The organism is Aeromicrobium duanguangcaii, assembly GCF_024508295.1.
Classification (GTDB): Bacteria; Actinomycetota; Actinomycetes; order Propionibacteriales; family Nocardioidaceae; genus Aeromicrobium; species Aeromicrobium duanguangcaii.
This window is the reverse complement of the sequence record NZ_CP101990.1, coordinates 3101383-3125762: the sequence shown is the minus strand read 5'-3', so window position 1 is coordinate 3125762 and position 24380 is coordinate 3101383. Positions and strand designations below refer to the sequence as shown.

General features: G+C 70.0%; 21 protein-coding genes. 6 read left to right on the top strand and 15 right to left on the bottom strand.

From position 1 onward, the window contains the following. Window positions 1–46: 46 nt before the first annotated feature. Genes murJ through NP095_RS15160 form a run of 3 tightly spaced genes read right to left on the bottom strand, consistent with a single transcriptional unit; the run spans window position 47 to window position 5206 of the window. Window positions 47–1690 (bottom strand): murein biosynthesis integral membrane protein MurJ, encoded by a 1644-nt coding sequence (gene murJ, locus NP095_RS15170; RefSeq protein ID WP_232418285.1) that lies wholly within the window; start codon window positions 1688–1690, stop codon window positions 47–49. Next, window positions 1683–3737 (bottom strand): DUF6049 family protein, encoded by a 2055-nt coding sequence (locus NP095_RS15165; protein ID WP_232418287.1) that lies wholly within the window; start codon window positions 3735–3737, stop codon window positions 1683–1685. The genes murJ and NP095_RS15165 overlap by 8 nt, the downstream gene beginning before the upstream one ends. Window positions 3738–3781: 44 nt before the next feature. Then, entirely contained in the window at window positions 3782–5206 is a 1425-nt protein-coding gene (locus NP095_RS15160; RefSeq protein WP_232418288.1) for a CCA tRNA nucleotidyltransferase, read from the bottom strand. 151 nt (window positions 5207–5357) lie between these two features. Between NP095_RS15160 and NP095_RS15155 the strand changes: the two genes are divergently transcribed. After that, complete coding sequence (locus tag NP095_RS15155) at window positions 5358–6518, top strand: NAD(P)/FAD-dependent oxidoreductase (RefSeq protein ID WP_232418289.1); 1161 nt, start codon at window positions 5358–5360, stop codon at window positions 6516–6518. A gap of 82 nt (window positions 6519–6600) precedes the next feature. Next, window positions 6601–6795 carry a P-loop NTPase family protein gene (locus NP095_RS15150; RefSeq protein WP_232418583.1) on the top strand — a complete coding sequence of 65 codons (195 nt, stop codon included), beginning with the start codon at window positions 6601–6603 and terminating at the stop codon, window positions 6793–6795. Window positions 6796–6855: 60 nt separating this feature from the next. Here NP095_RS15150 and NP095_RS15145 read toward each other — a convergent pair whose 3' ends face one another. The 6 genes from NP095_RS15145 to NP095_RS15120 all read right to left on the bottom strand — a co-directional run bounded on the left by NP095_RS15145 (window position 6856) and on the right by NP095_RS15120 (window position 13828). Continuing rightward, on the bottom strand, window positions 6856–8154 hold the full coding sequence (locus tag NP095_RS15145; RefSeq protein WP_232418291.1) for an ABC transporter substrate-binding protein: 1299 nt from the start codon (window positions 8152–8154) through the stop codon (window positions 6856–6858). A 66-nt stretch (window positions 8155–8220) separates the two neighbouring features. After that, the gene (locus tag NP095_RS15140) at window positions 8221–9357 is read right to left on the bottom strand and encodes a branched-chain amino acid ABC transporter permease (RefSeq protein ID WP_232418292.1); all 1137 of its coding nucleotides are present in this window, start codon (window positions 9355–9357) and stop codon (window positions 8221–8223) included. Beyond that, window positions 9354–10250 (bottom strand): branched-chain amino acid ABC transporter permease, encoded by an 897-nt coding sequence (locus tag NP095_RS15135; protein WP_232418293.1) that lies wholly within the window; start codon window positions 10248–10250, stop codon window positions 9354–9356. Before NP095_RS15135 ends, NP095_RS15140 begins: the two co-directional genes overlap by 4 nt. 76 nt (window positions 10251–10326) lie before the next feature. Further along, a complete protein-coding gene (locus NP095_RS15130) occupies window positions 10327–12198 on the bottom strand; it encodes an AMP-dependent synthetase/ligase (protein WP_232418294.1) in 1872 nt (623 codons plus the stop codon). After that, a complete protein-coding gene (locus NP095_RS15125; RefSeq protein WP_232418295.1) occupies window positions 12195–13001 on the bottom strand; it encodes an ABC transporter ATP-binding protein in 807 nt (268 codons plus the stop codon). Before NP095_RS15125 ends, NP095_RS15130 begins: the two co-directional genes overlap by 4 nt. Window positions 13002–13048: 47 nt before the next feature. Continuing rightward, window positions 13049–13828, bottom strand: coding sequence for an ABC transporter ATP-binding protein (locus NP095_RS15120; RefSeq protein ID WP_232418296.1), 780 nt, complete (start codon window positions 13826–13828; stop codon window positions 13049–13051). 139 nt (window positions 13829–13967) lie between these two features. Here NP095_RS15120 and NP095_RS15115 point away from each other — a divergent pair, with 139 nt between their 5' ends. Then, on the top strand, window positions 13968–14561 hold the full coding sequence (locus NP095_RS15115; RefSeq protein ID WP_318532783.1) for a TetR/AcrR family transcriptional regulator: 594 nt from the start codon (window positions 13968–13970) through the stop codon (window positions 14559–14561). A 13-nt stretch (window positions 14562–14574) separates the two neighbouring features. Here NP095_RS15115 and ppgK read toward each other — a convergent pair whose 3' ends face one another. Further along, the gene (ppgK, locus tag NP095_RS15110; RefSeq protein ID WP_232418297.1) at window positions 14575–15324 is read right to left on the bottom strand and encodes a polyphosphate--glucose phosphotransferase; all 750 of its coding nucleotides are present in this window, start codon (window positions 15322–15324) and stop codon (window positions 14575–14577) included. Between the two features lie 99 nt (window positions 15325–15423). Here ppgK and NP095_RS15105 point away from each other — a divergent pair, with 99 nt between their 5' ends. Beyond that, a complete protein-coding gene (locus NP095_RS15105) occupies window positions 15424–16359 on the top strand; it encodes a DUF808 domain-containing protein (protein ID WP_232418299.1) in 936 nt (311 codons plus the stop codon). A gap of 134 nt (window positions 16360–16493) precedes the next feature. Here the strand turns inward: NP095_RS15105 and NP095_RS15100 are convergent, their stop codons facing one another. Next, window positions 16494–17594, bottom strand: coding sequence for an inositol-3-phosphate synthase (locus tag NP095_RS15100; protein ID WP_154597297.1), 1101 nt, complete (start codon window positions 17592–17594; stop codon window positions 16494–16496). Between the two features lie 7 nt (window positions 17595–17601). Further along, window positions 17602–18183 (bottom strand): PadR family transcriptional regulator, encoded by a 582-nt coding sequence (locus NP095_RS15095; RefSeq protein ID WP_154597298.1) that lies wholly within the window; start codon window positions 18181–18183, stop codon window positions 17602–17604. A 166-nt stretch (window positions 18184–18349) separates the two neighbouring features. On the opposite strand from NP095_RS15095, the gene NP095_RS15090 reads away from it, so the two are divergent. After that, the gene (locus tag NP095_RS15090) at window positions 18350–20569 is read left to right on the top strand and encodes a transglycosylase domain-containing protein (RefSeq protein WP_232418300.1); all 2220 of its coding nucleotides are present in this window, start codon (window positions 18350–18352) and stop codon (window positions 20567–20569) included. Between the two features lie 51 nt (window positions 20570–20620). Here NP095_RS15090 and NP095_RS15085 read toward each other — a convergent pair whose 3' ends face one another. Beyond that, window positions 20621–21655, bottom strand: a complete 1035-nt coding sequence (locus tag NP095_RS15085) for an alanine racemase (RefSeq protein ID WP_232418301.1) — start codon at window positions 21653–21655, stop codon at window positions 20621–20623. A 64-nt stretch (window positions 21656–21719) separates the two neighbouring features. Further along, on the bottom strand, window positions 21720–22832 hold the full coding sequence (locus NP095_RS15080; RefSeq protein WP_232418302.1) for a lipid II:glycine glycyltransferase FemX: 1113 nt from the start codon (window positions 22830–22832) through the stop codon (window positions 21720–21722). Window positions 22833–22935: 103 nt separating this feature from the next. Here NP095_RS15080 and NP095_RS15075 point away from each other — a divergent pair, with 103 nt between their 5' ends. Then, window positions 22936–23826, top strand: coding sequence for a siderophore-interacting protein (locus tag NP095_RS15075; RefSeq protein WP_232418303.1), 891 nt, complete (start codon window positions 22936–22938; stop codon window positions 23824–23826). Window positions 23827–23924: 98 nt separating this feature from the next. Here NP095_RS15075 and NP095_RS15070 read toward each other — a convergent pair whose 3' ends face one another. Then, window positions 23925–24359: an HNH endonuclease gene (locus NP095_RS15070; RefSeq protein WP_232418304.1), complete on the bottom strand. Its 435-nt coding sequence runs from the start codon at window positions 24357–24359 to the stop codon at window positions 23925–23927. Window positions 24360–24380: the final 21 nt, after the last annotated feature.

Below are 24380 nucleotides of genomic sequence, written 5' to 3'. Positions count from 1 at the left end.
CGGTTCGTGCCACCCCTCATGGTACGGGGGCCACGCCGGGCCCGGGTCAGTTGCGCCGCAGGACGCTGGTGACCACGTACCGCAGCTCCTCGACCCGCAGCAGTCGCGCCACGAGGACCGTGGTGGCCGCACCCAGCAGCCCGACGACGACCAGCTCGCCCATCGCCGAGAGCGGAGACAGGGCCCCGGCGTCGATGAACCGGCCCCAGCCCCAGCGGCCCACCAGCATGACCGCGGCGGCGGACGCGCACACGAGCGCCAGCCGCACCACGAACCGGACGGTCTCGGGGTCGGCCAGGGTGCCGATCCGGCGGGACAGGACCGTCGCGGAGACGGCGAGTCCGAGCGTGTAGGCCAGCCCGTACGCCAGCGCGAGCCGGGTGGAGACCTCGATCGGGGCGGCGCCGGTGGTCATCACCACCGCCAGGGCGATGTTGCCCGCGGCGATCACGGCCTGGATGACGAACGGGGTGCGCGTGTCCTCGAGCGCGTAGAAGCCGCGCAGCACGACGTAGTGCAGGCTGAACATCAGCAGCGCGAGCGCGAAGGCCGAGATCGTCGTGCCGATCGCGCCGGTGTTGGCGCGCGCCGCGCCGAAGCCGGTCAGCACGGAGGCCACGGGCAGGCCCAGGCATGCGACGGCGACGGCGATCGGGGCGATGAGCATCATCGCCAGACGCAGCGTGCGGCTCAGCTCCAGCCGCATCCGGGCGAAGTCTCCCTCGGCCGCGCGGGCGGCGAGGGTGGGGATGATCGCCGTGGCCAGCGACACGGTGATGACACCGTGCGGCACCTGGCTGATCAGGAAGCCGATGTCGTAGACGGCGAAACCGGCGCTGTCGACGTCGAGCTTGCGCCCCTCGATGTCGGCACCGGAGGCCAGCCGCACGATCACGAAGTACGAGATCTGGTTGACGATGATGAACGCGAGCGTCCACGCGCCGAGCTTGAACGTGTGGCTCAGGCCGACCCCGCGGAAGTCGAACCGCGGGCGATACCGGAAGCCCACCTGACGCAGGAACGGGATGAGGACCAGGGCCTGCACCGCGATGCCGAGGGTGGAGCCCAGGCCCAGCAGCAGCGCCTCGCCGGAGCTGAAGCCGTCGTCGGCGCCGGGACGGGCGACGCCGAACACGACGGCGTACGACCCCAGCACCCCGAGCGCCACGAGGTTGTTGATGATCGGCGCCCACATCATGGGACCGAACCGCTGGCGCGAGTTGAGGATCTGCCCCACCAGGACGAACGCGCCGTAGAAGAAGACCTGCGGCATGCACAGCACCATGAGCAGCTGCGCGGACTCGCGCTGGCGGGTGAGCCCTTCGGTGAACAACTCGGGACCGAAGAGCATCCGCACCAGCAGCGGCACGGCGATCATCAGCGCGACCGTCGCCACGCCGAGGACGATCAGGCCCAGGGTGACGATCCGGTTCGCGTACGCCTCGCCGCCGTCGGGGTCGTTCTTCATCGCGCGGACCAGTTGCGGGACCAGGACGACGTTGAAGATGCCGCCGGCGACCAGGATGTAGAGCGAGTTCGGGATCGAGTTCGAGACGTTGAAGATCGAGCCGTTCAGGGCGCTGCCGATGACGGCCAGCAGCACGAGGGAGCGCAGCAGCCCGGTCACGCGCGAGACGATCGTCCCCAGCGCCATCCACGCGCTGGAGCGCGCGAGGTTCGGATCACTCATCGTCGTCCTCGGGGGTGGCCGGAACGGCGGCCGCCTCGTTGCGGCGTCGGCGACGGCCCAGGAAGCGCCGCGCCCAGGTCGCCACGACCAGCAGGCCGGCGGCGGCCATCGCGACCCACACGATCAGGCCGACGTTGCTCGAGCGGATGTTGAAGACCGCCGGATCGCCGAACGTGGCGCCCGAGTCGGTGGCCAGGCGGGCGGTGACCGTGCTGGAGGTCTGGTCCTCGAGGTCGACCTCGACGGTGAAGGTGTGGCGTTCGCCGGCCTCGATCTCGACCGGCTCGACGTCGTCGAGGTCCAAGGACGGGTTGTCCGCCGTCAACTCCAGCCCGACCAGCACGGGCTGCTTCGTGGCGTTGGAGATCGTGAGCGGGAAGCCGCCCCGGCTGCTCGAGAGCGTGATGGTGGACGGGCTGTCGATCGTGATCGCGTCCAAGGCGGACGCCAGCTTCGAGGTCTCGCCCCGCACCGCCCGGTCCAGCAGGGCGGGCTCGGACCGCCACCGCACCGACAGCAGGCTCGCGATGTCGCGCGCCTGGTCGGTCCGCTGGGCAGGGATCGTGACCTCGTCGTAGCGATCGGCGATGTCCGAGAGGGTCGCGAGGCGGTCGAGCACGCTGGCGCTCAACGACTCGGCGTCGACCTCCTCGGGGACCTGTCCGGTGTACGACAGCGGCGCTGTGCGCAGCAGGTCGGTGGCCGTCACGGGGCGGGTGAGACCGCCACTGCCGCTGTGCGTGACCGCCTGGCTCATGAGCGTCCCGCCGTCGGCGCCGGGGTCCCAGTTGGGGTCGACGATGGTCAGCGCGTCAGACCGCGCCGCCGGGTCGGTCTCGCGCGAGAGGGCCGCCAGGGCGGCGTTGGACAGCACCCGCTGGCGCAGGGTCACGGGGGTCTCGGTCCCGGGGATGTCGGGGAGCGTGCCGTTGACCAGCAACGGCAACGGGCCGTTGAGCGTCTCGAGCTTGACCACCGATCCGAGCCGGGGCTCCCAGTCCGGGACGCTCTGGCGGGACACCAGGACCGGGCCGTCGCCGCGGCTGCGGATGTCCTCGAGCATCCCCAGCGTCGTGCCGGAGATGGTCGGCCACGAGGCGCGCGAGCCGGTCAGCGCGTAGTCGACCAGGGACTGCGAGGTCGCTTCGTCGACCCGCTTCCACAGCGGCTCGGCGTTCTCGGGATAGCGGCTCAGCGCCAGCTCGTCGGGGCGGGCATAGCCCACGATCCAGGTGGTGGAGTCCAGGACGAGCGCGCGCAGGTCCGAGAGCCACGTCTTGACCGCGGCGGCGCGCGACTCGGGGATGTCGACGCCCTCAGGCAGGTTCTGGGGGCGGGTCACCCGCGCCAGCTCGTCGAGCAGCGAGGGGTCCAGCACGATGGTGCGGGCTTCACGCGGCGTCGCGCGGGCGGCGTCCAGGTAGTGCCGCAGCTGGCCCGACTCGGCCGAGATCGCGATCTGCTCGAGATCGGTGTCGGCAGGCCGCCACGTGGGGGTGAAGGGCCACACGAGTCCGGCCGGAACGGGCTGGGCCGGATCGGGGACCCACGGCAGGAAGGTCGTGGCGCGGGCGACTGCGTCGTTGGACCGTTGACCCTGCTCGTCCGTGGCCAGGACCTGGACGCCGACCGGGTACACGCCACCGGCGCCGGTCAGACCGAGCCGGGACACCGGGACCTTGATCTCGAAGCGCTTCCATGCTCCCGGCGCGAGGTCGCCGACCTCGGCGAACGTGCCGGCATCGACGACGCGCTCACCGGTGTAGGAGCGGCCGTCCTCGATCGCGGTCTCGATCTGGTCACGCGACTCGAACGGACTGCGCGGGATCACCAGGTACGCCTGCACCGAGGTCCACGGCGTGGCGCCGGTGTTGCGGACGATGCCGCTCATCCGGATCGTGGCGCCCGCGGACAGTCGCGAGGGGGTCAGTCCGTCGATGCGGACGGCCAGCGATCCCTCCTCGTCGGCGGTCGCAGTGGAGGCCGGGGCACCCACCAGCAGCGACACCGCGACCACGAAGGCGATGAGCCACGCGCGGATCGACACCACGTCATCGTAGTGGGCGCGGTGGCGGAACCGGGCCCGGCGACTCAGCGGGCGGCCCACCAGGACCGCAACGCCTCGATCGCCTGCTCCTCGGGCAGTGGTCCGCGGTCCATGCGCAGGTCGAGCAGGAAGCGGTACGCCTCGCCCACCTCGCGGCCCGGTCCGATGTCCAGGACCTCCATGATCCGGTTGCCGTCGAGGTCGGGCCGGATGGACTGCAACTCCTCCTGGGCGGCGAGCTGCGAGATGCGCGTCTCGAGCTCGTCGTAGGTGCGCTGGAGCCGCAGCGCCTTGCGCTGGTTGCGCGTGGTGCTGTCGGCGCGGGTCAGGATGTGCAGCCGCTCGAGCTGGTCGCCGGCGTCGCGCACGTAGCGTCGCACCGCCGAGTCGGTCCACTCGCCGGTGCCGTAGCCGTGGAAGCGCAGGTGCAGCTCGACCAGCATCGCGACGTCGTCGATGATGTCGTTGGAGTACCGCAGCGCGCGCATCCGCTTGCGCACCAGCTTGGCGCCCACGACGTCGTGGTGGTGGAACGTGACGGTGCCGTCGTCCTGGAACCGCCGGGTGCGGGGCTTGCCGATGTCGTGCAGCAGCGCCGCCAGCCGGATCGTCAGGTCGGGACGCTCGTCGAGGCGGTGCTCGAGGTCGATCGCCTGCTCGAGCACGGTCAGCGAGTGCTCGTAGACGTCCTTGTGCCGGTGGTGCTCGTCGCGCTCGAGCTGCAGCGCCGGCAGCTCGGGCAGCACGCGCTCGGCCAGACCGGTGTCGACCAGGACGCGCAGGCCGTCGACGGGGTGGTCCGAGAGCAGCAGCTTGTTGAGCTCGTCGCGGACCCGCTCGGCCGAGACGATCTCGATGCGGTCGGCCATCTCCGCCATCGCCACGGCGACGTCGGGCGCGGTGATGAAGCCGAGCTGACCCACGAACCGGGCCGCGCGCATCATCCGCAGCGGGTCGTCGCCGAACGAGATGGCAGGGCCGATCGGGGTGCGGATCGTGCGGTCGGCGAGGTCGTCGATGCCGCCGTGGACGTCGACGAACTCCAGGTCGGGCAGCCGCACGGCCATCGCGTTCACGGTGAAGTCGCGCCGCGCGAGGTCGTCGTTGAGGTTGGTGCCGAAGGCGACGACGGGCTTGCGCGAGTCGGGGTCGTACTCGTCGGCCCGGTAGGTGGTGATCTCGAGCGTCTCGGAGCCCTTGCGCAGCGCGATGGTGCCGAAGGCGCGGCCGACGTCCCAGGTGGCGTCGGCCCAACCCTTGACCGCCTGCTCGATCTCGTCGGGCGTGGCCGAGGTGGTGAAGTCCAGGTCGGTGACGGCGCGGCCCAGCAGCGCGTCGCGCACGGGCCCGCCGACGAGAGCGATCTCGTGTCCGGCCTCCGTGAAACGGGCACCCAGCTCGGTCAGCACCGGGTGGGTGCGGCGCAACTCGTCGAGTCGCGCTCTCTCGTGCGGAGTCAGTTCGGCCACGAGGGTCGAGTCTATCGGGCCCCGCGGCGACGCCGGCCGCGTGCGGCGGGCGCCAGGGGGCGGCCCGTGGGCCCGAAACCCTCGACCCGCGGCGTGAGCGGCCCGATGATGGACCTGCGCCCCGATCCCGCACCGGCGCCAGGAGGACGAGATGGGCACCATCGCCGTGCCGCGCCACGCCGACGTCGTTGTCGTCGGGGGCGGGGTCATGGGCCTGAGCACGGCCTTCCACCTGGCTGCCGCGGGCGTCGAGCGCGTCGTGCTGGTCGAGAGGGACGCGCTGGGCGAGGGTTCGACCTGCAAGGCCGCCGGCGGGGTGCGGGCGCTGTTCTCCGACGAGATCAACATCCGGCTGGGCCAGCGCGGCCTCGAGACGTTCGAGCGCTTCGGCGCCGAGTTCGACACCGAGATCGACCTGCACCAGGTGGGCTACCTGCTGCTGGCGCAGGACGCCGCGACGATGGAGGCGTTCGAGCGCAACGCCGAGCTCATGACGGCCCTGGGACTGCAGGCCCGCACCGTGGACGTCGCCGAGGCGGCGCGACTCTCGCCGCTGATCAGCACGGAAGGTCTCGTCGGCGGTCTGTTCTCGCCCCGGGACGGCCACTGCACCCCGGAGTCGGTCGTGCAGGGATACGCCCGTGCGGCCCGCCGCGCCGGCGCCACGCTCCACACCGGCACCCGGGCCACCGGGATCGAGGTCGAGGACGGCGCCGTCACCGCGGTGCACACGTCGCGAGGCACGATCGCCACCGACACGGTCGTCTGCGCGGCCGGCGCCTGGTCGCGCGAGATCGCGGGGTGGGTCGGCGAGGACCTGCCCATCGAGCCGCTGCGCCGCCAGATCGTCGTCACCGAGCCGGTGCCGCAGGCGCGACCGGACACGCCGTTCACGATCGACTTCGCCACGGGCTTCTACTTCCACGCCGAGGGGCCGGGCCTGCTGATGGGGGCGCCGGAGTCGACGGACTCCCGCAGCTTCGACCTGAACCGCGATCCGGCGTGGCTCGACGACCTCGCCGACTGCATGCAGCGCCGCGTCCCCTCCCTCGCCGACGTGGGGATCCGGACCGGCTGGGCCGGCCTGTACGAGATGACGCCGGACCACAACGCGGTGATCGGCCGGTCCGAGACGGTCGACGGCTTCCTCTACGCCGCCGGGTTCTCGGGGCACGGCTTCCTCATGGGGCCTGCGGTGGGCGAGGTCATGCGCGATCTGCACCTCGGCAAGCGGCCGTTCGTCGACGTCGCGCCCCTTCACGCCTCGCGCTTCGCGGCGGACGCCGGTCGTCCCGAGCTCAACATCATCTGACCGCCGATCGGCGAGTTGGTGCCCACGACTGGCGGCGTCGAGGTGCACGGCCGGCTCGCCCACCTGCCGCAGACCCCGGCGCGTGGCGATCGCTGGGACGGTGCGAGCCCAGCTGGTCCCGCTGGTGCTGGACGAGCCGACCAACAACCTCGACCTGGCGAGCGTCGCCCACCTCACCGAGGCGCTGGAGTCCTACCGCGGCGCCCTGCTCGTCGTCAGTCACGCCGAGCCGTTCCTGGCCGAGCTCTCGCTCGACCGGACCCTGACCGTCGCCTAGCGGCCTCGGGCACGCGAAAGGGGCCGGCCCTGGTGGGCCGGCCCCTTCTGCTGTCCTGCGTCAGCCCTGCAGGGCGAAGCAGGGCTCCTTGTAGTCGAAGCCCTCGGCCGTCGGACCGGCCGCCATCTCCTTGGTGATCGAAACGCCGGTGGGCGCCTTCGGGTCGACCTTCGAGATGACGCTCTGGCGCCACGCCACCTTCTCCGGCTCGCCGTTCTTGTTGAACGACTCGTCGGGCAGCATGCCCTCGTAGTCGACGCTCTCGAGCTCGGACGCCGCCTTGACGACGTTCTCGCGCGTGACGCCGCCGTCCATGTCGGCCGCCGACTTCAGGGCCGCCAGCAGCGGGTACTCCCACACCCAGCCGGCGGTGTAGCCGTCGCTGGGCGACTTCACGTCGGCGAGCGCCTTGCGCATGGCGTCGTGACCGGGCGAGTCAGTGCCCCAGGGACCCCACGGGCCGGCCTGGAAGTACATCGCCTGGAGGGCCGGAGCGGCCTCGGTCTTCAGCAGCGCAGGGTTCCACGTCGGGCTGGAGCCGACGACGGTGCCCTTCCAGCCCTGGGCCGCGGCGCCGCCCAGGATCGTGGCCATCTCGGCCGGACCGGTCGTGATGTAGAGCAGGTCGGGCTTCTGCTTCAGCACCGCAGCGACGGCGCCTGCCTGGTTGTCCTGGCCGGTGGCGGTCTCGACGGACGTGAAATCGAGGTTGTTCGCCTTGGCGGCGGCCTCGACGCCCGCGGCCGCGTCTCCGCCGTAGTCGTTCGGGTAGTGGATGGCCAGGACCTTGTCCTTGACGCCGCGCTCCTGGACCGCCCAGTCGACGCCGTTCATGGCCTCGAAGCAGTAGCTGGCGCCGGACTGCATGATCTGGTCCTCGAAGTCCCATGCCGAGTTCCACGAGGCCGGGACGCCGATGACGTTGTCGGCCTTCATGTCCTCCAGGATCGCCAGGGTCTGCGAGGAGCCGAGCGTCTGGCCCAGGGCCAGGATGTCGTTGCGCATCTCCTGGTACTTCTTGTTGTGGATCTCGGGGTTGTACTCGGCGTCGGCGATGTACTTCTCGATGTTGACGTCGTAGCCGCCCACGCCGCCGTCGTCGTTGACCTTCTTCCAGAACGCCTTCTGGGCGTCCGTGATCGGCACGGCCAGCGGGGCGAACGGGCCCTTGGTGAGGTCGGAGATCACGCCGAGGTAGATGCAGCCGTTGTCCTTATTCACGGCATCGGGACAGGCTTCTTCGGTGATGCCCGGTCCGGCGCTACTTTCGTCGTCCCCGCCGCTGCGGCAGCCCGTCAGCACGAGTGCCGCCACCGCCGCACCGGCGACCACGCGGGTCAGCCTTCGGTGTTGCTTCATCTTCATTTCCTCCTGGGGGGTGGTTCGACGGTGCGGTCGCACCGCCAGCGGCCTCGCGGCCGGGGTCTAGTAGGAGAAGGGCCAGCCCTTCCAGTAGTTCCGGATCCGGGTCCAGATCCCGAACAGTCCTCGTGGCTCGAAGATCAGGAAGCCCATGATCAGCAGGCCGTAGAGGATCGCCTCGAGCTGGAACACCGTCAGCAGGCCGTCGGGCACGTAGTGCGCGATGAACTGGCTGATCCGCGGCAGCAGCGCGATGAACAGGGCGCCCATGATCGAGCCGCTGATCGTGGCCACGCCGCCGATCAGCACCATCGCGAGGTACTGGATCGAGAGCAGCAGGCTGAACGCGCCGGGCTCGAAGACGCCGATCACGGCGTAGTAGAGCGCGCCGGTGACGCCGGCGAAGAACGACGACATCGCGAACGCCATGACCTTGTACTTGGTCAGGTCCACGCCGATGACCGCCGCCGCGACGTCGCGGTCGCGCACGGCGCCGAACGCTCGGCCCACTCCCGAGCGCGCGATGTTGCGGCCCAGGATCGCGAAGATGATGAGGAACACCAGCGCCAGGAAGAACTGCGCCTGGCCGCGGGTCAGTCCGGAGATCGGCTCGATGGAGGCGAAGTCGATGCCGAACAGCTCCAGCTCGGCGCCGCGGCGACCCACGCCGGGGCCGCCGGTGATGTCGCGGGCCTCGCGGAAGATGTGGTCGCCCAGGAACACCAGGCCGAGCGTGACGATCGCGAGGTAGAGCCCGCGCAGCCGCACCGCCAGGGGACCGACGATGAGGCCCGCGACGGCGGCGACGACACCGGCGGCCGGCAGCCAGATCCACATCGGCAGCCCGTAGCCGAGCATCGCGCCGTCGGGATCGCCACCGAGGACGGCTCCGGTGTAGGCGCCCACGCCGATGAAGAAGGCGTGGCCGAGCGAGACCTGCCCGGCATAGCCCGTGACCAGGTTGAGGCCGATCGCGCCGACGGCCGAGATCATGCCGAGCGCCAGCACCTGCAGCAGGTCGTCGGCGAGCAGGAACGGCACGACGAACGAGGCGATGACCAGGGCGACGACGCCGCGACGCTTGGCCCCGGTGTTGGCCAGGGTCAGGTCCTGCTCGTAGCTCGTGCGCAGCAGGGGACGGCCGCGGACGCCGGTCGACTTCCTGCCTCGGGTGGAGGGCGCGGTGCGCAGCATCGTCATACCCGCTCCACCTCCTTCGTGCCGAAGAGTCCATACGGTTTGACCAGCAACACCAGGAACATCAGGGCGTAGGGCGCGACCAGCGCGAAGTTGTTGCCCAGCCACGGGGCGACGTCGGGCTGGAAGACCGCGGTGATCGACTCGACCAGGCCGACCGCCAGGCCACCGATCACGGCGCCGGGGATGCTGTCGAGGCCGCCGATGATGATCGCCGGCAGCGCCTTGAGCGCGATGATCCACGTGTTCTGCTCCATGCCGGCGCCCGTGGCGGCCACGAACGTGCCGGCGATGGCGGCCAGTCCGCCCGCGATCGCCCAGGCCAGCGCGAACATCGTGCCGACCCGGATGCCCTGGGCCAGGGCCGTCTCCTGGTTCAGCGCGGTGGCCCGCATGGCGAGGCCGGTCTTGGCGTACCGGAAGAACAGGGCCAGCGCGGCCACGGTCACGGCGGTGACGACGATGAGTCCCAGCCGCTGCTGCGAGATGGACAGGCCCCAGAACTCCAGCCGCTGGCTGCCGCTGGGGTAGGGCACCGAGCGCGGGTCCGGGCCCATGTACCGGTTCGCCAGGATGCGCAGCACGATGTCGACGCCGATCGTGATGATCGCCAGGGTGAACACCGGCTTGCCGACCATGGGCCGCAGCGCCAGGCGCTCGACGAGCATGCCCAGCACCGCGCCCATCAGGACCGCCACGATCAGGGCGGGCCAGAACGACAGGCCCCACTCGCTCGTGGCGTGGTAGCCGAAGAGGCCGCCACAGACCATGAGCGCCGGCTGGGCGAAGCTGATGACGTGAGTGGCCTTGTAGATCATCACGTAGCCCAGCGCGAGCAGGGCGTAGATCGATCCTTGGGCGAACCCGTTGAGGACGGACTGCAGGAACGTCGTCATGCCGACACCTCCTGGAAGAAGCCACGGTAGGAAGGCGTCGGCATTCCCGTCTCGATGATCACTCGCTGGCGCTCGCTCATGCCTTCACCTCTTCGCTGGAGGCGACGCGGTCCGCGTCGGAGTAGAGGCCCTCGATGGCCTCGGCGAACCGCTCGCTGATGGCCGAGCGCTTGATCTTCTGCGTGGCCGTCAACTCGCCCTGCTCGTGGTCGAGCTCCTTGGGCAGCATCGCGAAGCGCTTGATCGTCTCGACGCTGGCGAACTTGCGGTTCGTCTCGTCGACGATCGTCTGCACCAGCGCGATGACCTCGGTCTTCTCCGACAGGTCGCGGTAGGTGGTGAACCCGAGCTTGCGCTCCTGGGCCCAGTTGCCGACCGTGTCGAGCTCGATGCCGATCAGGGCCGTCAGGTACTTGCGACGGTCGCCGATCACGATCGCCTCCTTGATGTAGGGGGACGACTTGAGGCTGTTCTCGATCTCGCTGGGGCTGATGTTCTTGCCGCCCGCGGTGATGATGATGTCCTTGATCCGATCCGTGATCTTGACGTGCGTGCCGTCGATCCACTCGCCGACGTCACCGGTGTGCAGCCAGCCGTCGGCGTCGATCGTGCGAGCCGTCGCCTCGGGGTTGTTCCAGTAGCCGGCGAACGTGCCGCGGTGGCGGGTGAGGATCTCGCCGGTCTCGTCGTCGATCCGGACCTCGGTGCCGATCTGGGGCTCGCCGACGGTTCCGACGCGGACCCGGCCGGCCATGTTCGCGGTGGCGATCGCGGAGTTCTCGGTCATGCCGTAGACCTCGTGCATGCGCACGCCGATGCCCATGAAGAACTCGAGCACCTCCGGCGCGATCGGCGCCGCGCCCGAGGCGGCGTACCGGACCTTCGCCAGTCCGAGCCGCTCGCGCAGCGGCCGGTAGAGGCACACCCAGCCCAGCGCGTAGACGGCCCGCGTGGCGGGGGTGTGGTTGCCCTGGTTCGCCACGAGTGTCCGGCCGATCCACGCCGCACGCTTCATCCAGAAGTCGAAGTTCTTGCGCTTGAACCACGAGGCGCCGCTCATGCGGATGTGGACGCCGGCGGCGATCTTCTCCCAGATGCGGGGCACGCCGAACAACAGCGTGGGCTGCACCTCGCGCAGCGCCTGCTGCACGGTCTCGATCGACTCGGCGAAGTTGACCTGCGAGCCGACGGCGGCGTTGAACCACGTCGTGAAGACGCGCTCGGCCACGTGGCACAGCGGCAGGTACGACACGACGAGGTCGCGGTCGCCGGCCGGCGGATCCACGAACGCGCCGCCGCTCTGCAGCGTCTCGATGACGAACTCGATGTTCGAGATCGACAGCATGGCGCCCTTGGGCGGTCCGGTCGTGCCGGACGTGTAGACCAAGGTGGCCAGGTCGTCGGGCTGGACCGCCTCGAGCCGCTCGGTGACGGCGTCGGGGTGGTCCGCGCGGTGCTGCTCGCCGAGCGCGATGAAGTCGTCCCAGGCCATCAGCCGCGGGTCGTCGTACCGGCCCCGGATGCCGCGGGGGTCGATGTAGACGACGGTGCGCAGGTCGGGCAGCTCGTCGGAGATCTCGAGGTACTTGTCGACCTGCTCCTGGTCCTCGGCGATGAGGACGCACGACCCGGAGTCGCGCAGCACGTGCAGCACCTCGGGTGCCGGGTTGGTCGGGTAGAGCCCGACGGTCCCCGCGCGGACGGCGGTGATGCCGATGTCGGAGTAGAGCCACTCGCAGCGGTTCTCGCTGTGCACGGCCACGCGATCGCCGGGCTCGACACCCAGCGCCAGCAGGGCGTGGCCGACGAGGGCGGACCGCTCCCAGTAGTCGGCCCAGGTGACCTCTTCCCACAGGCCGAGGTTCTTCTCGCGCATCGCCACCCGGTCGGGGGCGTCCTGGGCGCGCTCGCGGATGCGCAGCGGCAGGCTGTTCGTCGCGGTGGTCATGCCAGTTCTCCCTGCACCTCGGCGAGCGTGGCCTCGTCGACGGGTCCGAGGTAGGCCCGGATGACGTCGGGGTGCGACTGGACCTCGTGCGGCGTCCCGGTGGCGACGGGCTTGCCGAAGTCCATCGCCATGACGCGGTCGGCCAGGTCCATGACGAGTCCCATGTCGTGCTCGACGAGGATCATCGGGATCCGCAGCTCGTTGCGGATGTCGAGGATGAACCGGGCCATGTCCTCGGTCTCCTCGCCGTTCATGCCGGCGACCGGCTCGTCCAGCAGCAGCAGCTTGGGCTCCATCGCCAGGGCCCGGCCCAGCTCGATGCGCTTCTGGATGCCGTAGGGCAGCATCCCCACGGGCAGCTGGCGGTAGCCCTCGATCTCGAGGAAGTCGATGATCTCCTCGACGCGCCGTCGGTTGGCGACCTCGGCGCGCTTGGCCTTGCCGAACCACGCCACCGCCGCGGCCCAGCCGTAGCCCAGGTGGGCGTGCCGGCCGAGCATGAGGTTGTCGACGACGTCGAGGTTCTCGAACAGCTCGATGTTCTGGAAGGTGCGAGCCATGCCGAGGTTGGCGATCTGGTGCGGGCGCATGCCGCGGATGTCGGAGCCGGCGAACTCGACCGATCCCTGCTGGGGCCGGTAGACGCCCGAGAGGACGTTGAAGATGGACGTCTTGCCGGCGCCGTTCGGGCCGATGACGGCGAACAGCTCGTTGTCGAAGACGTCGAAGTCGACGCCCTGGAGGGCCTTGACCCCCGAGAACGCGAGCTCGACGCCTCGCACGCTGACGACTGGTTCAGACACGGGACCCTCCGGGGCGGGGTGGTGTGGGTGGGCGACGGGGGAAGCGGTCACGAAAGCCAGCGCTTTCGCCGCTTGTAGTGCTTGATGTCGCGGTAGCTGGTGGCGAGGTCGCCACGGCCCAGGTAGAAGTCCCGGATGTCCTCGTCGTCGAGCAGCTCGGCGGCGGGGCGGTCCATCACGATCTTGCCGTGCTCCATGACGTAGCCGTGCTGGGCGATCGAGAGCGCCATCGTGGCGTTCTGCTCGACCAGCAGCACGGTGGTCCCGCGCTCGTTGATCTGGACGATGATGTCCTTGATCTGCGCGACGATCCGCGGGGCGAGGCCCAGGCTGGGCTCGTCGAGCAGCAGGATCTCCGGCTGGGCCACCAGGGCGCGACCCATGGCGAGCATCTGCTGCTCACCGCCGGAGAGGTAGCCGGCGGTGTTCTTGCGCCGCTCCTTGAGGACGGGGAAGAGCTCGTAGACCTCCTCGATCCCCTCGGCGAGGCCGCCGCGGCGGGTGTGGCCGCCGACGCGCAGGTTCTCCTCGACGGTGAACTCGCTGAACACGCGGCGGCCCTCGAGCACCTGGCCCAGACCGGCCGCCACGATCTTGGGGGCGTCGAATCCCTGGATGGGGGTGTCGCGCAGGCGCACCTCGCCCTTGGTGATCGCGCCGTCGTGGATGTCGAGCAGGCCCGAGAGCGCTCGCAGCAACGTCGTCTTGCCGGCGCCGTTGGCGCCCAGGAGAGCCACGATCTGGCCCTCCGGCACCGTCATGCTCACGCCGCGCAGGACCAGGATGACGTCGTTGTAGACGACTTCCAGGTTCTTGACCGTCAGCAACCTTCACTCCCTCTGATCGACAGCAGCCCCTCGTGCGAAGGTGACGACATCCTCACATACGTTGTGAGCCAAGTCACTACATATTTACACTCGGTGTGTCGAAAGTTGGAACTCGCCTCCTCTCGGCCACGATGGAGCGGTGGGAGAGATGGAATACCGACAGACCGACGGGCGCATGCAGCGCAGCGAGCGCACGCGGGCGCTGATCGTGCAGGCGCACGCCGATCTCCTGCGCGAGGGAGTGCTCAAGCCCACGGCCGCGCTGATCGCCGAGCGGGCGGGGGTGTCGCGGCGGACCCTGTGGTCGAACTTCCGCGACATGGAGAGCCTGCTGGGCGCCACCGTCGAGTACTGGTTCCGGGCCGACGACGAGCTGCGCACCGAGATCGAGCCGGGGGCGCCGCTGGAGGACCGCATCCTGCGGTTCTGCGCCGAGCGCGAGCGGCGACTGGTCAACATCGCTCCGGCCGCACGGGCCGCGGTGCTGGGCGAGCCCGACTACGAGGCGCTGCGCGCCAGTCGCCACGGGCACATCGCCCGGGTGCGCTCGGACGTCAAGAAGACGTTCGCTCCCGAGCTGGCCGCCTCGGCGTCGCCCGAGGTGCTGATCGACTCGCTGACCGCCGCCACCAGCTGGAACCTCTGGTCACTGATGTTCGACGACCACGGCTATCCCGCCGATCGGTGCCGCCGCATCATGGAGATGAGCGTCCGGGCCCTGCTGCAGGGCTGAGCCGGGGCCGTTCTCAGCCGCGCGCGCCGAGCGCCGCGGCGCCGATGATCCCGGCGTTGTTGCGGTGCTTCGCCGCCACGATGGGGGTGCGCAGGTCCAGCAGCGGCAGGAACTTCTCGCTGTTCTTGCTGACGCCGCCGCCCACCACGAAGAGGTCGGGCGACAGGATCCGCTCGAGGTGGCTGAAGTACACCTGCAGCCGCTCGGCCCACTCCTGCCAGGTCAGGTCCTCGCGCTCGCGGGCGCTCGTGGCGCACCACTTCTCGGCGTTGGGGTGACCGGCGACCTCGAGGTGACCGAACTCGGTGTTCGGGACGAGGGTGCCGCCGCTGATCAGCGCCGAGCCGATCCCGGTCCCGAGGGTGATCACGCAGACCAGGCCCTCCTCCTTGCGCGCGGCGCCGTGGTCGTTCTCGGCGACGCCCGCGGCGTCGGCGTCGTTGACGACGTGGACCTCGCGACCGAGGACCTCGGTGAAGAGCGCGTCGACGTCGGTGTCGATCCAGGACGTGTCGATGTTGGCCGCCGACCGGGCCACGCCGCGCTGCACGACCGCCGGGATGGCGACGCCGATGCGGGGGACCTCCTCGGTGTCGGGGAAGTGCGCGACGATCTGCGCGGCCACCTCCGCGACGGCCTGGGGGGTCGCCGGTTGCGGGGTGGGGATGCGGAAGCGCTCGCCCACGAGCTTGCCCGCGTCGAGATCGACCGGAGCGCCCTTCGTGCCGGTCCCGCCGATGTCGATGCCGAAGCCCATGACCATGGCAGCACCCTATCCGCGTCGGTGCCCGCGAGCGTGCTGGTCGACGACGCCACGACCGTCCGGGCGGTGGGGTGGAACCTGCGGCCGTACGCTGAGCGCATGGCTGGAGGACTTGTCGCACTGCTCGACGACGTGGCGGCACTGGCGCGGATCGCTGCGGCGTCCATCGACGATGTCGCGGCGGGTGCCGGCAAGGCAAGCGTGAAGGCTGCGGGCGTCGTGGTCGACGACGCGGCGGTCACGCCGCGCTACGTCCACGGCGTCGACCCCAAGCGTGAGCTGAGCATCATCGCGCGGATCGCGAAGGGGTCGCTGCGCAACAAGCTGCTGTTCATCCTGCCCGCGCTGCTGGTGCTGAGCCAGTTCCTGCCGTGGGTGCTGACGCCGCTGCTGATGCTCGGCGGCGCCTACCTGTGCTTCGAGGGCGCCGAGAAGATCTGGCACGTGCTGCACCCGCACCACGAGAAGGTCGAGGAGCCGGCGAGCGCCCATGGGCCCGAGGCCGAGGACCAGGTCGTCAAGAGCGCCATCACGACCGACTTCATCCTGTCGACCGAGATCATGGTGATCTCGCTCAACGAGGTCGCCGACGAGTCGTTCTGGTCGCGCGCGATCATCCTGGTCATCGTCGCGCTGGGCATCACGGCGCTCGTCTACGGCGTCGTGGCCCTGATCGTGCGCATGGACGACGTCGGCGTGGGCCTGGCCGAGCGCACGTCCACCCTCGCCCAGCGCACCGGCAAGCTGCTGGTGAAGGCGATGCCGAAGGTCCTGGCGGCCCTCTCGGTCATCGGCATCGCGGCGATGCTGTGGGTCGGCGGCCACATCCTGCTGGTGGGCACCGACGACCTCGGCTGGCACACCCTCTACGGCTGGGTCCACGACCTCGAGCACTGGATCGCCGACGTCATGCCCTTCGCCGACGGCGCCTTCGAGTGGATCGGCAACACCGCCGCCTCGGCCCTGCTGGGCCTCGTGGTCGGCGCGGTCGTCGTGGCCCTGGTCTCGGGAGCCAAGCGCCTCCGCCGCCACTGACCCGAGATTTGCTCCTCATCTGACCTTTCAGCGGCATTGAAAGGTCGAGATCGGAGCAAATCTCGAGACGGCTGGACGCAAAGAGAGACGCACCGAACCTTGCGGTCCGGTGCGTCTCTCGTGGGTGCTGGTGCTCAGCGCTCCAGGGTGCCGTCGATGAAGGCCTCGAGGCTGGCGCGGCCCTCGTCGTCGGGGCGCTGCTCCGGCGGGGACTTCATCAGGTAGGACGAAGCCGACAGCAGCGGACCCGCGACGCCGCGGTCCTTGGCGATCTTCGCCGCGCGGATGGCGTCGATGATGATGCCGGCCGAGTTCGGCGAGTCCCAGACCTCGAGCTTGTACTCCAGGTTCAGGGGGGCGTCACCGAAGGCGCGACCCTCGAGGCGGACGTAGGCCCACTTGCGGTCGTCGAGCCACGCCACGTAGTCCGACGGACCGATGTGGACGTTCTTGTCGTGGACCTTGCCCGACAGCGAGCCGTGCAGGTTCGACGTGACGGCCTGCGTCTTGCTGACCTTCTTGGACTCCAGACGCTCACGCTCGAGCATGTTCTTGAAGTCCATGTTGCCGCCGACGTTCAGCTGGTACGTGCGGTCCAGGGCGACGCCCCGGTCCTCGAACAGCTTGGCCATGACGCGGTGCGTGATGGTCGCGCCGACCTGGCTCTTGATGTCGTCGCCGATGATCGGGACGCCGGCGTCCTCGAACTTCTGGGCCCACTCGGGGTCCGAGGCGATGAAGACGGGCAGCGCGTTGACGAAGGCGACCTTCGCGTCGATGGCGCACTGCGCGTAGAACTTGTCGGCCTCCTCCGAGCCCACGGGCAGGTACGAGACCAGCACGTCGGCCTGGGTGTCCTTGAGGACCTGGACCACGTCGACCGGCTCGGCGTCGGACTCCTCGATCGTCTCGCGGTAGTACTTGCCGAGGCCATCGAGCGTCGGACCACGCTGGACGGTCACGCCGGTGGGCGGGACGTCCGTGATCTTGATGGTGTTGTTCTCGCTGGCCAGGGTCGCCTCGGCCAGGTCGAAGCCGACCTTCTTGGCGTCGACGTCGAAGGCGGCGACGAACTCGACGCTGTTGACGTGGTAGCCGCCGAGGGCGACGTGCATGAGCCCGGGGACGTCGGCCGTCGGGTCGGCGTCCTTGTAGTACTCGACGCCCTGGATCAGGGACGTGGCGCAGTTGCCAACGCCGACGATGGCCACGCGGACCTTGTTCTCGGAACTCATGGAGCCCTCACTTTTCCTTGTCTGTCGTGCTGATTTCTTCGTACTCCGTGAATGCGTCGGCGCGCTCACGGTCGATCAACTCGGTCAGCCAGTTGATCTCGCGCTCCACGGACTCCAGGCCATGGCGCTGGAGCTCGCGGGTGTAGGCGTCCATGCGTTCGCGGTGGTTGACCGCGGCCGATCGGACGTTCTCGAGTCGCTCTTCCAGGCGGGACCGGCGTCCTTCGAGGATCCGGACCCGGGTGGGAGAGCTGGTGCGCGCGAACAAGGCGAACCGCACCCCGAAATTCTCGTCGTCCCAAGCCGACGGGCCACCGTCCTCGAGCAGGGAGCTGAAGTACTCCTTGCCCTCGGCCGTGAGCCGGTACACGATCCGCGGGCGCTTGCCGCGCGCGGTCGTCTCGGTGTCGGCGGCGATGTAGCCGGCACGCGTCAGTTGCTTGAGACAGGGGTAGAGCGTCCCGTAGGACAGCAGGCGGGTCCAGCCGAGCAGGTGATTGACCTGCTTGCGCAGTTCATATCCATGCATCGGCGAGTCGGCGAGCAGGCCGAGAACGGCCAACTCCAGCGCTGCGCCACGTCGGGCCATCGCCGCCGCCTCCCCCCGGTTCGTTCCATTCGATGTCACGAACGGCTATATCGGTACGATACATCGAGTAGCGGGATTTCGGGACCCCGCCCCATGCGGTCAGCCGGTTCTCAGGAACACCCGTCAGACTGGATCGTTGAAGTCGTCGTCCGAAAGGGGCCGATTCGTGGCGAAAACGCGCGCGAAGAACAAGCAGGGAGTGCTCGGCCGAGTCTCCCGCAGGATCGGTGGCACCGGTTCGCTGCCGGTGCGGGTCCTGCGCTGGCTGCTGTTCCTGATGGTCGCCGGATTGATCGCGGGAGCCCTGGTCTTCGCGGTGCTCTACGCGACGATCAAGATCCCCGACCCCAACGCGGACTTCCAGACCGAGACGACCAACGTCTACTACTCCGACGGCAAGACGAAGATCGGCAGCTTCGCGACGCAGAACCGCGAGAGCCTGACGTACGACGAGATCCCCGAGGTCATGCGCGACGCCGTCGTGGCGGCCGAGGACCGGACGTTCTGGGAGAACCGCGGCATCGACCTGCGCGGCATCGTCCGCGCGGCGCGCAACAACGCCACCAGCGGGTCGATCACCGGCGGCGGCTCCACGATCACCCAGCAGTACGTCAAGATCCTCTACCTGAACCAGGAGCGCTCCTACAGCCGCAAGGTGAAGGAGGCCATCCTCTCGGTCAAGATCCACAACCAGCTGACCAAGCAGGAGATCCTCGAGGGCTACCTCAACACGATCTACTACGGCAACGGCTCCTACGGCGTCGAGGTGGCCTCGCGCACGTACTTCGGCAAGCCGGCCGCGAAGCTCAACATCGGCCAGGCCGCGTTCCTGGCGACCGTCATCAACAACCCCTCGTACTTCGACCCGTACGCCGAGGGCGCCCGCGACCGTGTCCTGCCGCGCTTCAACTACGTGCTCGACGGCATGGTCAAGCGCGGCTCCATCACGGCCGAGGAGGCCGCGGCGCACAAGGGCAAGTTCCCCAAGTTCAAGAAGCAGCGCGCCAACCAGCGCTTCGAGGGCCCGAAGGGTCACCTGCTCGAGCTGGTCCGCAAGCAGATGAGCTCCGAGGGCGGCTTCCTCGACTCCGAGATCGAGGGTGGCGGCCTGCGGGTCGTGACGACCTTCGACAAGAACATGCAGAAGGACGCCGTCGAGGCGGTCAAGCAGGTCCGTCCCGACGGTCTCGACGAGCTCAACACCGCCGTGGCGTCGGTCCAGCCCGGCACGGGCGCGGTCCGCGCGCTGTACGGCGGTCCGGACTACCTCAAGAGTCAGCTGAACTGGGCGACGCTGCCCACGCAGCCGGGCTCGACGTTCAAGGCCTTCGCGGTCGTCGCGGCGCTCGAGAACGGCTACAGCCTGCAGACCCGCCTCAACGGCAACGCGCCGCTGAAGGTCGGTGACGCCGAGATCCAGAACCAGGGCGACAGCGGCGGCAAGTCCTACGGCTTCATCAACCTCGAGACGGCGACGGAGTTCTCGGTCAACACCGCGTTCGTCGACCTGACCGACCAGATGGAGAACGGCCCGGAGAAGATCCTCAAGGCGGCCCGTGAGGCCGGCATCCCCGAGTCGACCGTCGACAAGATCAACCCGGTGATCGGTGTCTCGCTGGGCTACGCCCCGGTCGCCCCGATCGACATGGCCAACGCGTACGCGACGCTGGCGGCCGACGGCAAGCGCGCCGACTGGTACGTCATCGACCACGTCGACGACACGCGCGGAGCGCGCGTGTTCAAGCACGACGTGGCGACGACCCAGACGATCGACAAGGACGTCGCGGCCGACACGCTCGCGGCGCTGCAGACCGTGGTCCGAGGCGGCTCGGGCACCAAGGCCCGGACGTTCTGCCCCACGGCCGGCAAGACCGGAACCGCCACGGCCAACGACGGCAAGGACGGCGAGGACCGCGTGTCCTCCTCCTGGTTCGTCGGCGCGACGCCGAAGCTGGCCACGGCGGTCATGTACAACCGCGGCAAGGGCAACGAGGAGCTCGAGGGCTACCTCAACCCGTTCTTCGGCGGCACGTACCCGGCCCTGACGTTCCAGGCCTACATGAACCGCGCCCTGGAGGGCTCCGAGTGCGGCACGTTCCCCCAGCGCGCCAACATCAAGGCCGACAAGGGCACGGCGGTCTACACCAACCCCGGCAACGGCGGAGGCGAGAAGAAGAAGGAGACGAAGCCGACGCCGAAGCCGACCAAGCCGACGCCGAAGCGGACGACGCCTGCTCCCGAACCGACGACTCCCGCGCCCACGACCCCGGCTCCCGAGCCGGAGCCGGAGCCCTCGGGACCCCCGGCCACCACGCCGCCCGCCACGCCGCCCGGCCCTGCGGCCACCGGCGGAGGCGCCGGCGGAGGCACCGGCGGCCGCAACTGAGCAGACCGGCCCCGGCGATCACAGATCGCCGGGGCCGCTTCGTGTCCGGGCTCAGACCTCGGTGATGGCGTCGAACTGCGCGATCGTGTACCGCACGGCCGCGGGAAGGCGGTCGCCGACGGCGGGCACCGGGACGCCCTCGGGCAGCAGGATCATGCTGGCCTGCATGTGCGGCGGCTCGACGAACCAGCGCTGCTTGCCGGCGATCGTGAACGGCGACAGCGCGAGGCCGGCGGCAGCGAGTCCGCCCTTCGCGACGGCCTTGCCGCGGCCGGCGACGCCGGCGACGGCACGGGGGGCCTCCAGGCCGATCCCGTGGCTCGTGCCGCCCGCGACCACGAGGACGTGGCCGTCGCGGGGCACGCGGCCCTGGCGGTAGCCGACCCGCTCGCCGCGCTGCACCGTGTGGACGTCCAGGACGGTCGAGCGGACCTCGAGCGTGTCGAGGCGGCCCAGCCACAGCGCGGTGCCGACCCGCGGCCGGATCGTGAGGTTCGGGCGCTCGGTGCGCAGCTGCTCGAGCTCGGAGACGGTCAGGTGCGAGCAGAAGACCGTGGTGGTCGCGAGGGCCGAGGTCTCGAGGATCGCGCACCAGGTGCGCGCCTCGGGCAGGTTCGCCCCCGCCATCGGCAGGTGGATCGCGAATCCCTCGACGACCAGGCCGGCCTCGGCGATCGAGCGAGCCGCCTCGGTGATGCTGTGGCGGTCCATGCCGTGGCGCGCCATGGAGGTGAGTCCCTCGACGACGATCCGCGCGCCCGGCAGCTGGGCCGCGAGCGGTGCGATGTCCTCGATGCGGCTGACGGTGTGGATCAGCCGGCCGTCCGCGACGCGCGGCGAGAACGGTCGCCAGGGCGTCAGCACCTGGACGTCGCCGGTGAAGGCGCCGAGCAGCTCGGCCGCCTCCTCGTACGTGCCGACCGAGATCATGTCGGCGCCGAGACGGAACGCCTCGCCGGCGAGGCGCTGGCGGCCGAGGCCGTAGCCGTTGCCCTTGATGACCGGCACGATCGCGGGATGGGCGTCGCGGGTCGCGACGAGGTGGGCCCGCCAGTCGGCGGCGCGGATCTGCAGGTCGAACGCCATGGGTCCATCATCGCGCTCCCGGGGGCGTCCGCCTCCGGCGGTGTCCGGCAGGTGGGCCGGTGGGTCAGCCGCGGCGCTTCATGTAGGCCGTGAACGCGGTGTAGAGCGGCCGGTTGATCGGCAGATCCCACTCGCCGAGGTACTCCACGGCCTCGCCGCCGGTGCCCACCTTGAACTGCAGCAGGCCGACGTGCGGGTCGTCGGAGTCGATGGTGTCGGTGATGCCGCGCAGGTCGTAGACCTCGGCGCCGGCGGCCAGCGAGTCGCGGATCATCTGCCACTGCACGGCGTTCGAGCCGCGCACCTCGCGCTTGGCGGTGGTGGAGGCGCCGTAGGAGTACCAGGCGTGCGTGCCGACCTGGACGAGCGTCGTGGCGGCCACCAGGTCGCCCTCGTGGCGGCCGAGGTACAGCCGCAGTCGCTGCGGGTCCTCGGCGGTCATGGCGTCCCACATGGTCTGGAAGTACGACAGCGGTCGCGGCGTGAAGTGGTCGCGCTCGGCGGTCTCGACGTAGACGCGGTGGAAGTCGACCAGGTCGTCGCGGCCGCCCTCGGTGACCTCGACCCCCTGCTTCGCGGCCTTGCGGATGTTGCGGCGCCATTGCTGGTTCATGCCGGCGAGGACGTCCTCCTCGGTGCGGCCGGCCAGCGGGATCTGGAAGTTGTACTTCGGCTGGCCTGCCGTGAAGCCGCCCTCGGCGGACTGCTCCTTCCAGCCCAGCGAGCGCAGGGTGCCGGCCAGGGCGATCGCGGACTCGTCGCGGTAGTCGGCCGGGACGTCGCCGAGCCGGGTGAGGACCTCGTCGGCGAGGGCGGCCTTCAAGGTGGCGGCCTCCCAGCGGCGGGTGACGACCGGGGGTCCCATGCGGATGCCGAACGCGCCCTGCGTGCGGAGGTGGTCGCGCATCGCCTCGAGGGCGGGGGCGACGTCGCCGCTCCAGTCCAGGACCGGGCCTTCGGGCAGGTAGGCCAGGTAGCGCTTGAGCTTGGGCACCTGGCGGTACAGGACCAGCCCGGCGCCGACCATCTCATCACCGTCGAACCACCCCAACGACTCGCCACGCCACTCGCTCTTGACCGCCGCCCATGCGGGGGTCTGCAGGAAGCTGGCCGTCCCGCGGGAGGCGATGAAGGTCAGGTGGTCCTCGGGGGAGATCGGACGAACGCGGATGGTCACGTCTTGAGGCTATCCAACAGGTGTTGTTAGCCTGACCTAACCGGGTAGTTCACCGGTGGGGCGCGGCCGGACCGGTGCGCGCCCGTCCAACGAAGGGGAACCCGTGAAGACCTTTGCCGCGACCGTCCTCGGTCGCCGCCAGCTGACCCCGCACCTCGTGTCGATCACGTTGGGCGGACTCGAGGGCTGGCAGTCCACCGGAATCCCCGACGAGTACGTCCGCCTGCTGCTGCCGTCGCACCCCGGCGCGAAGATCGCGCTGCCGACGATCAACGAGGACTGGTCCTACACGTACCCCGAGGGCGTCGAGCCGCTCGTGCCGCGGGTCTACACGATCTCGGACCACCGGGTCGTCGACGGCGACGTCCGGGTCGACGTCGACATCGCCCTGCACGAGCAGGGGGCCGGCTCGGACTGGGCCCGCACCTGCGAGCCGGGCGACCGCGTGGGCGTCCTCGAGCCGCACGGCCTCTATCGCCCGGCAGCGGACGCCCGCCACCAGCTCCTCGTCTGCGACATCACCGGCGTCCCGGCGCTCGCGCGGATCCTGCGCGAGCTCGACCCCGGCGTCGTCGCCGAGGTGCACGTCGTCGTCGGCGACGCCGCCGACCAGGTGCCGCTGCCGTCGGCCGCCGACGTGCACGCGCGCTGGGAGGTCGTCGACGACGAGCACCTGATCCCGAACGCGCTCGAGGCCGCCGTCACCGGACGCGACCTGCCCGCCGACTGGTCCGGGCACTACGTCTGGCTCGCCGGCGAGGCCCGCGCCAGCCGCGCCGTGCGCAAGCACCTGCGCCGCGGGCTGGGCTGGCCGCAGGCCGCCTTCTACACGTGCGGCTACTGGCAGATCGAGGCCGAGAAGTGGAACGCCCGCTACGAGGAGGTCGCCGAGATGATCCGCGTCAAGGCCATGGCCGCCTACGAGCGCGCCGGCCAGGACGAGGGCGCCTACCTCGACGAGCTCGACGACATCTACGAGTCCGTCGGCCTCTGACGGACGTCCCGTCCGCGAGATCTGTAGCGGTGCGCACCTTCTGGGGACGAATGAGGTACGGAAAGCCACACATCTCGCGCGCCGAGGGCGCGAGGAGGTCAGGCGACGAACGCTGTCGGCCGCGCGGGGGTGATGAGCAGAGCCATCCCCGCCTCGGTCGGGGTGCGGTTGCCCTTCTTGTGGTTGCAGCGCAGGCACGCCGCGACCGCGTTCTCCCAGGTCAGCTCACCGCCGCGCGAGCGGGGCACGATGTGGTCGACCGTCTCGGCCGAGCCGCCGCAGTAGGCGCACGCCTTGTCGCGGGCCTTGATCGCGGTCTTGGTGCACAGGTGCGCGCGCCGGTGCATCCACCGCGTGACGACGTACCGCACCAGGCGCAGCACCTTGGGTCGTGGAAACGGGCCGAAGGTCTCGTCGTGGGACTCCTCGATGACCGCCACCTCGCGCACGAGCATCTTGATGGCGTGGCGCAGGGACACGCGCTGCAGTGGTTCGTAGCTCGCGTTGAGCACCAAGACGTCACCTGCGGTCATGGGCGCGCCCCTTTCCGGTAC

What these genes read in the sequence shown, in the direction of transcription:
- murJ (WP_232418285.1), bottom strand. Translation starts at nt 1,690, where the DNA reads ATGAGTGATCCGAACCTCGCGCGCTCCAGCGCGTGGATGGCGCTGGGG.
- NP095_RS15155 (WP_232418289.1), top strand. Translation starts at nt 5,358, where the DNA reads ATGGGCACCATCGCCGTGCCGCGCCACGCCGACGTCGTTGTCGTCGGG.
- NP095_RS15145 (WP_232418291.1), bottom strand. Translation starts at nt 8,154, where the DNA reads ATGAAGCAACACCGAAGGCTGACCCGCGTGGTCGCCGGTGCGGCGGTG.
- NP095_RS15140 (WP_232418292.1), bottom strand. Translation starts at nt 9,357, where the DNA reads ATGACGATGCTGCGCACCGCGCCCTCCACCCGAGGCAGGAAGTCGACC.
- NP095_RS15135 (WP_232418293.1), bottom strand. Translation starts at nt 10,250, where the DNA reads ATGACGACGTTCCTGCAGTCCGTCCTCAACGGGTTCGCCCAAGGATCG.
- NP095_RS15130 (WP_232418294.1), bottom strand. Translation starts at nt 12,198, where the DNA reads ATGACCACCGCGACGAACAGCCTGCCGCTGCGCATCCGCGAGCGCGCC.
- ppgK (WP_232418297.1), bottom strand. Translation starts at nt 15,324, where the DNA reads ATGGTCATGGGCTTCGGCATCGACATCGGCGGGACCGGCACGAAGGGC.
- NP095_RS15105 (WP_232418299.1), top strand. Translation starts at nt 15,424, where the DNA reads ATGGCTGGAGGACTTGTCGCACTGCTCGACGACGTGGCGGCACTGGCG.
- NP095_RS15100 (WP_154597297.1), bottom strand. Translation starts at nt 17,594, where the DNA reads ATGAGTTCCGAGAACAAGGTCCGCGTGGCCATCGTCGGCGTTGGCAAC.
- NP095_RS15095 (WP_154597298.1), bottom strand. Translation starts at nt 18,183, where the DNA reads ATGGCCCGACGTGGCGCAGCGCTGGAGTTGGCCGTTCTCGGCCTGCTC.
- NP095_RS15085 (WP_232418301.1), bottom strand. Translation starts at nt 21,655, where the DNA reads ATGGCGTTCGACCTGCAGATCCGCGCCGCCGACTGGCGGGCCCACCTC.
- NP095_RS15070 (WP_232418304.1), bottom strand. Translation starts at nt 24,359, where the DNA reads ATGACCGCAGGTGACGTCTTGGTGCTCAACGCGAGCTACGAACCACTG.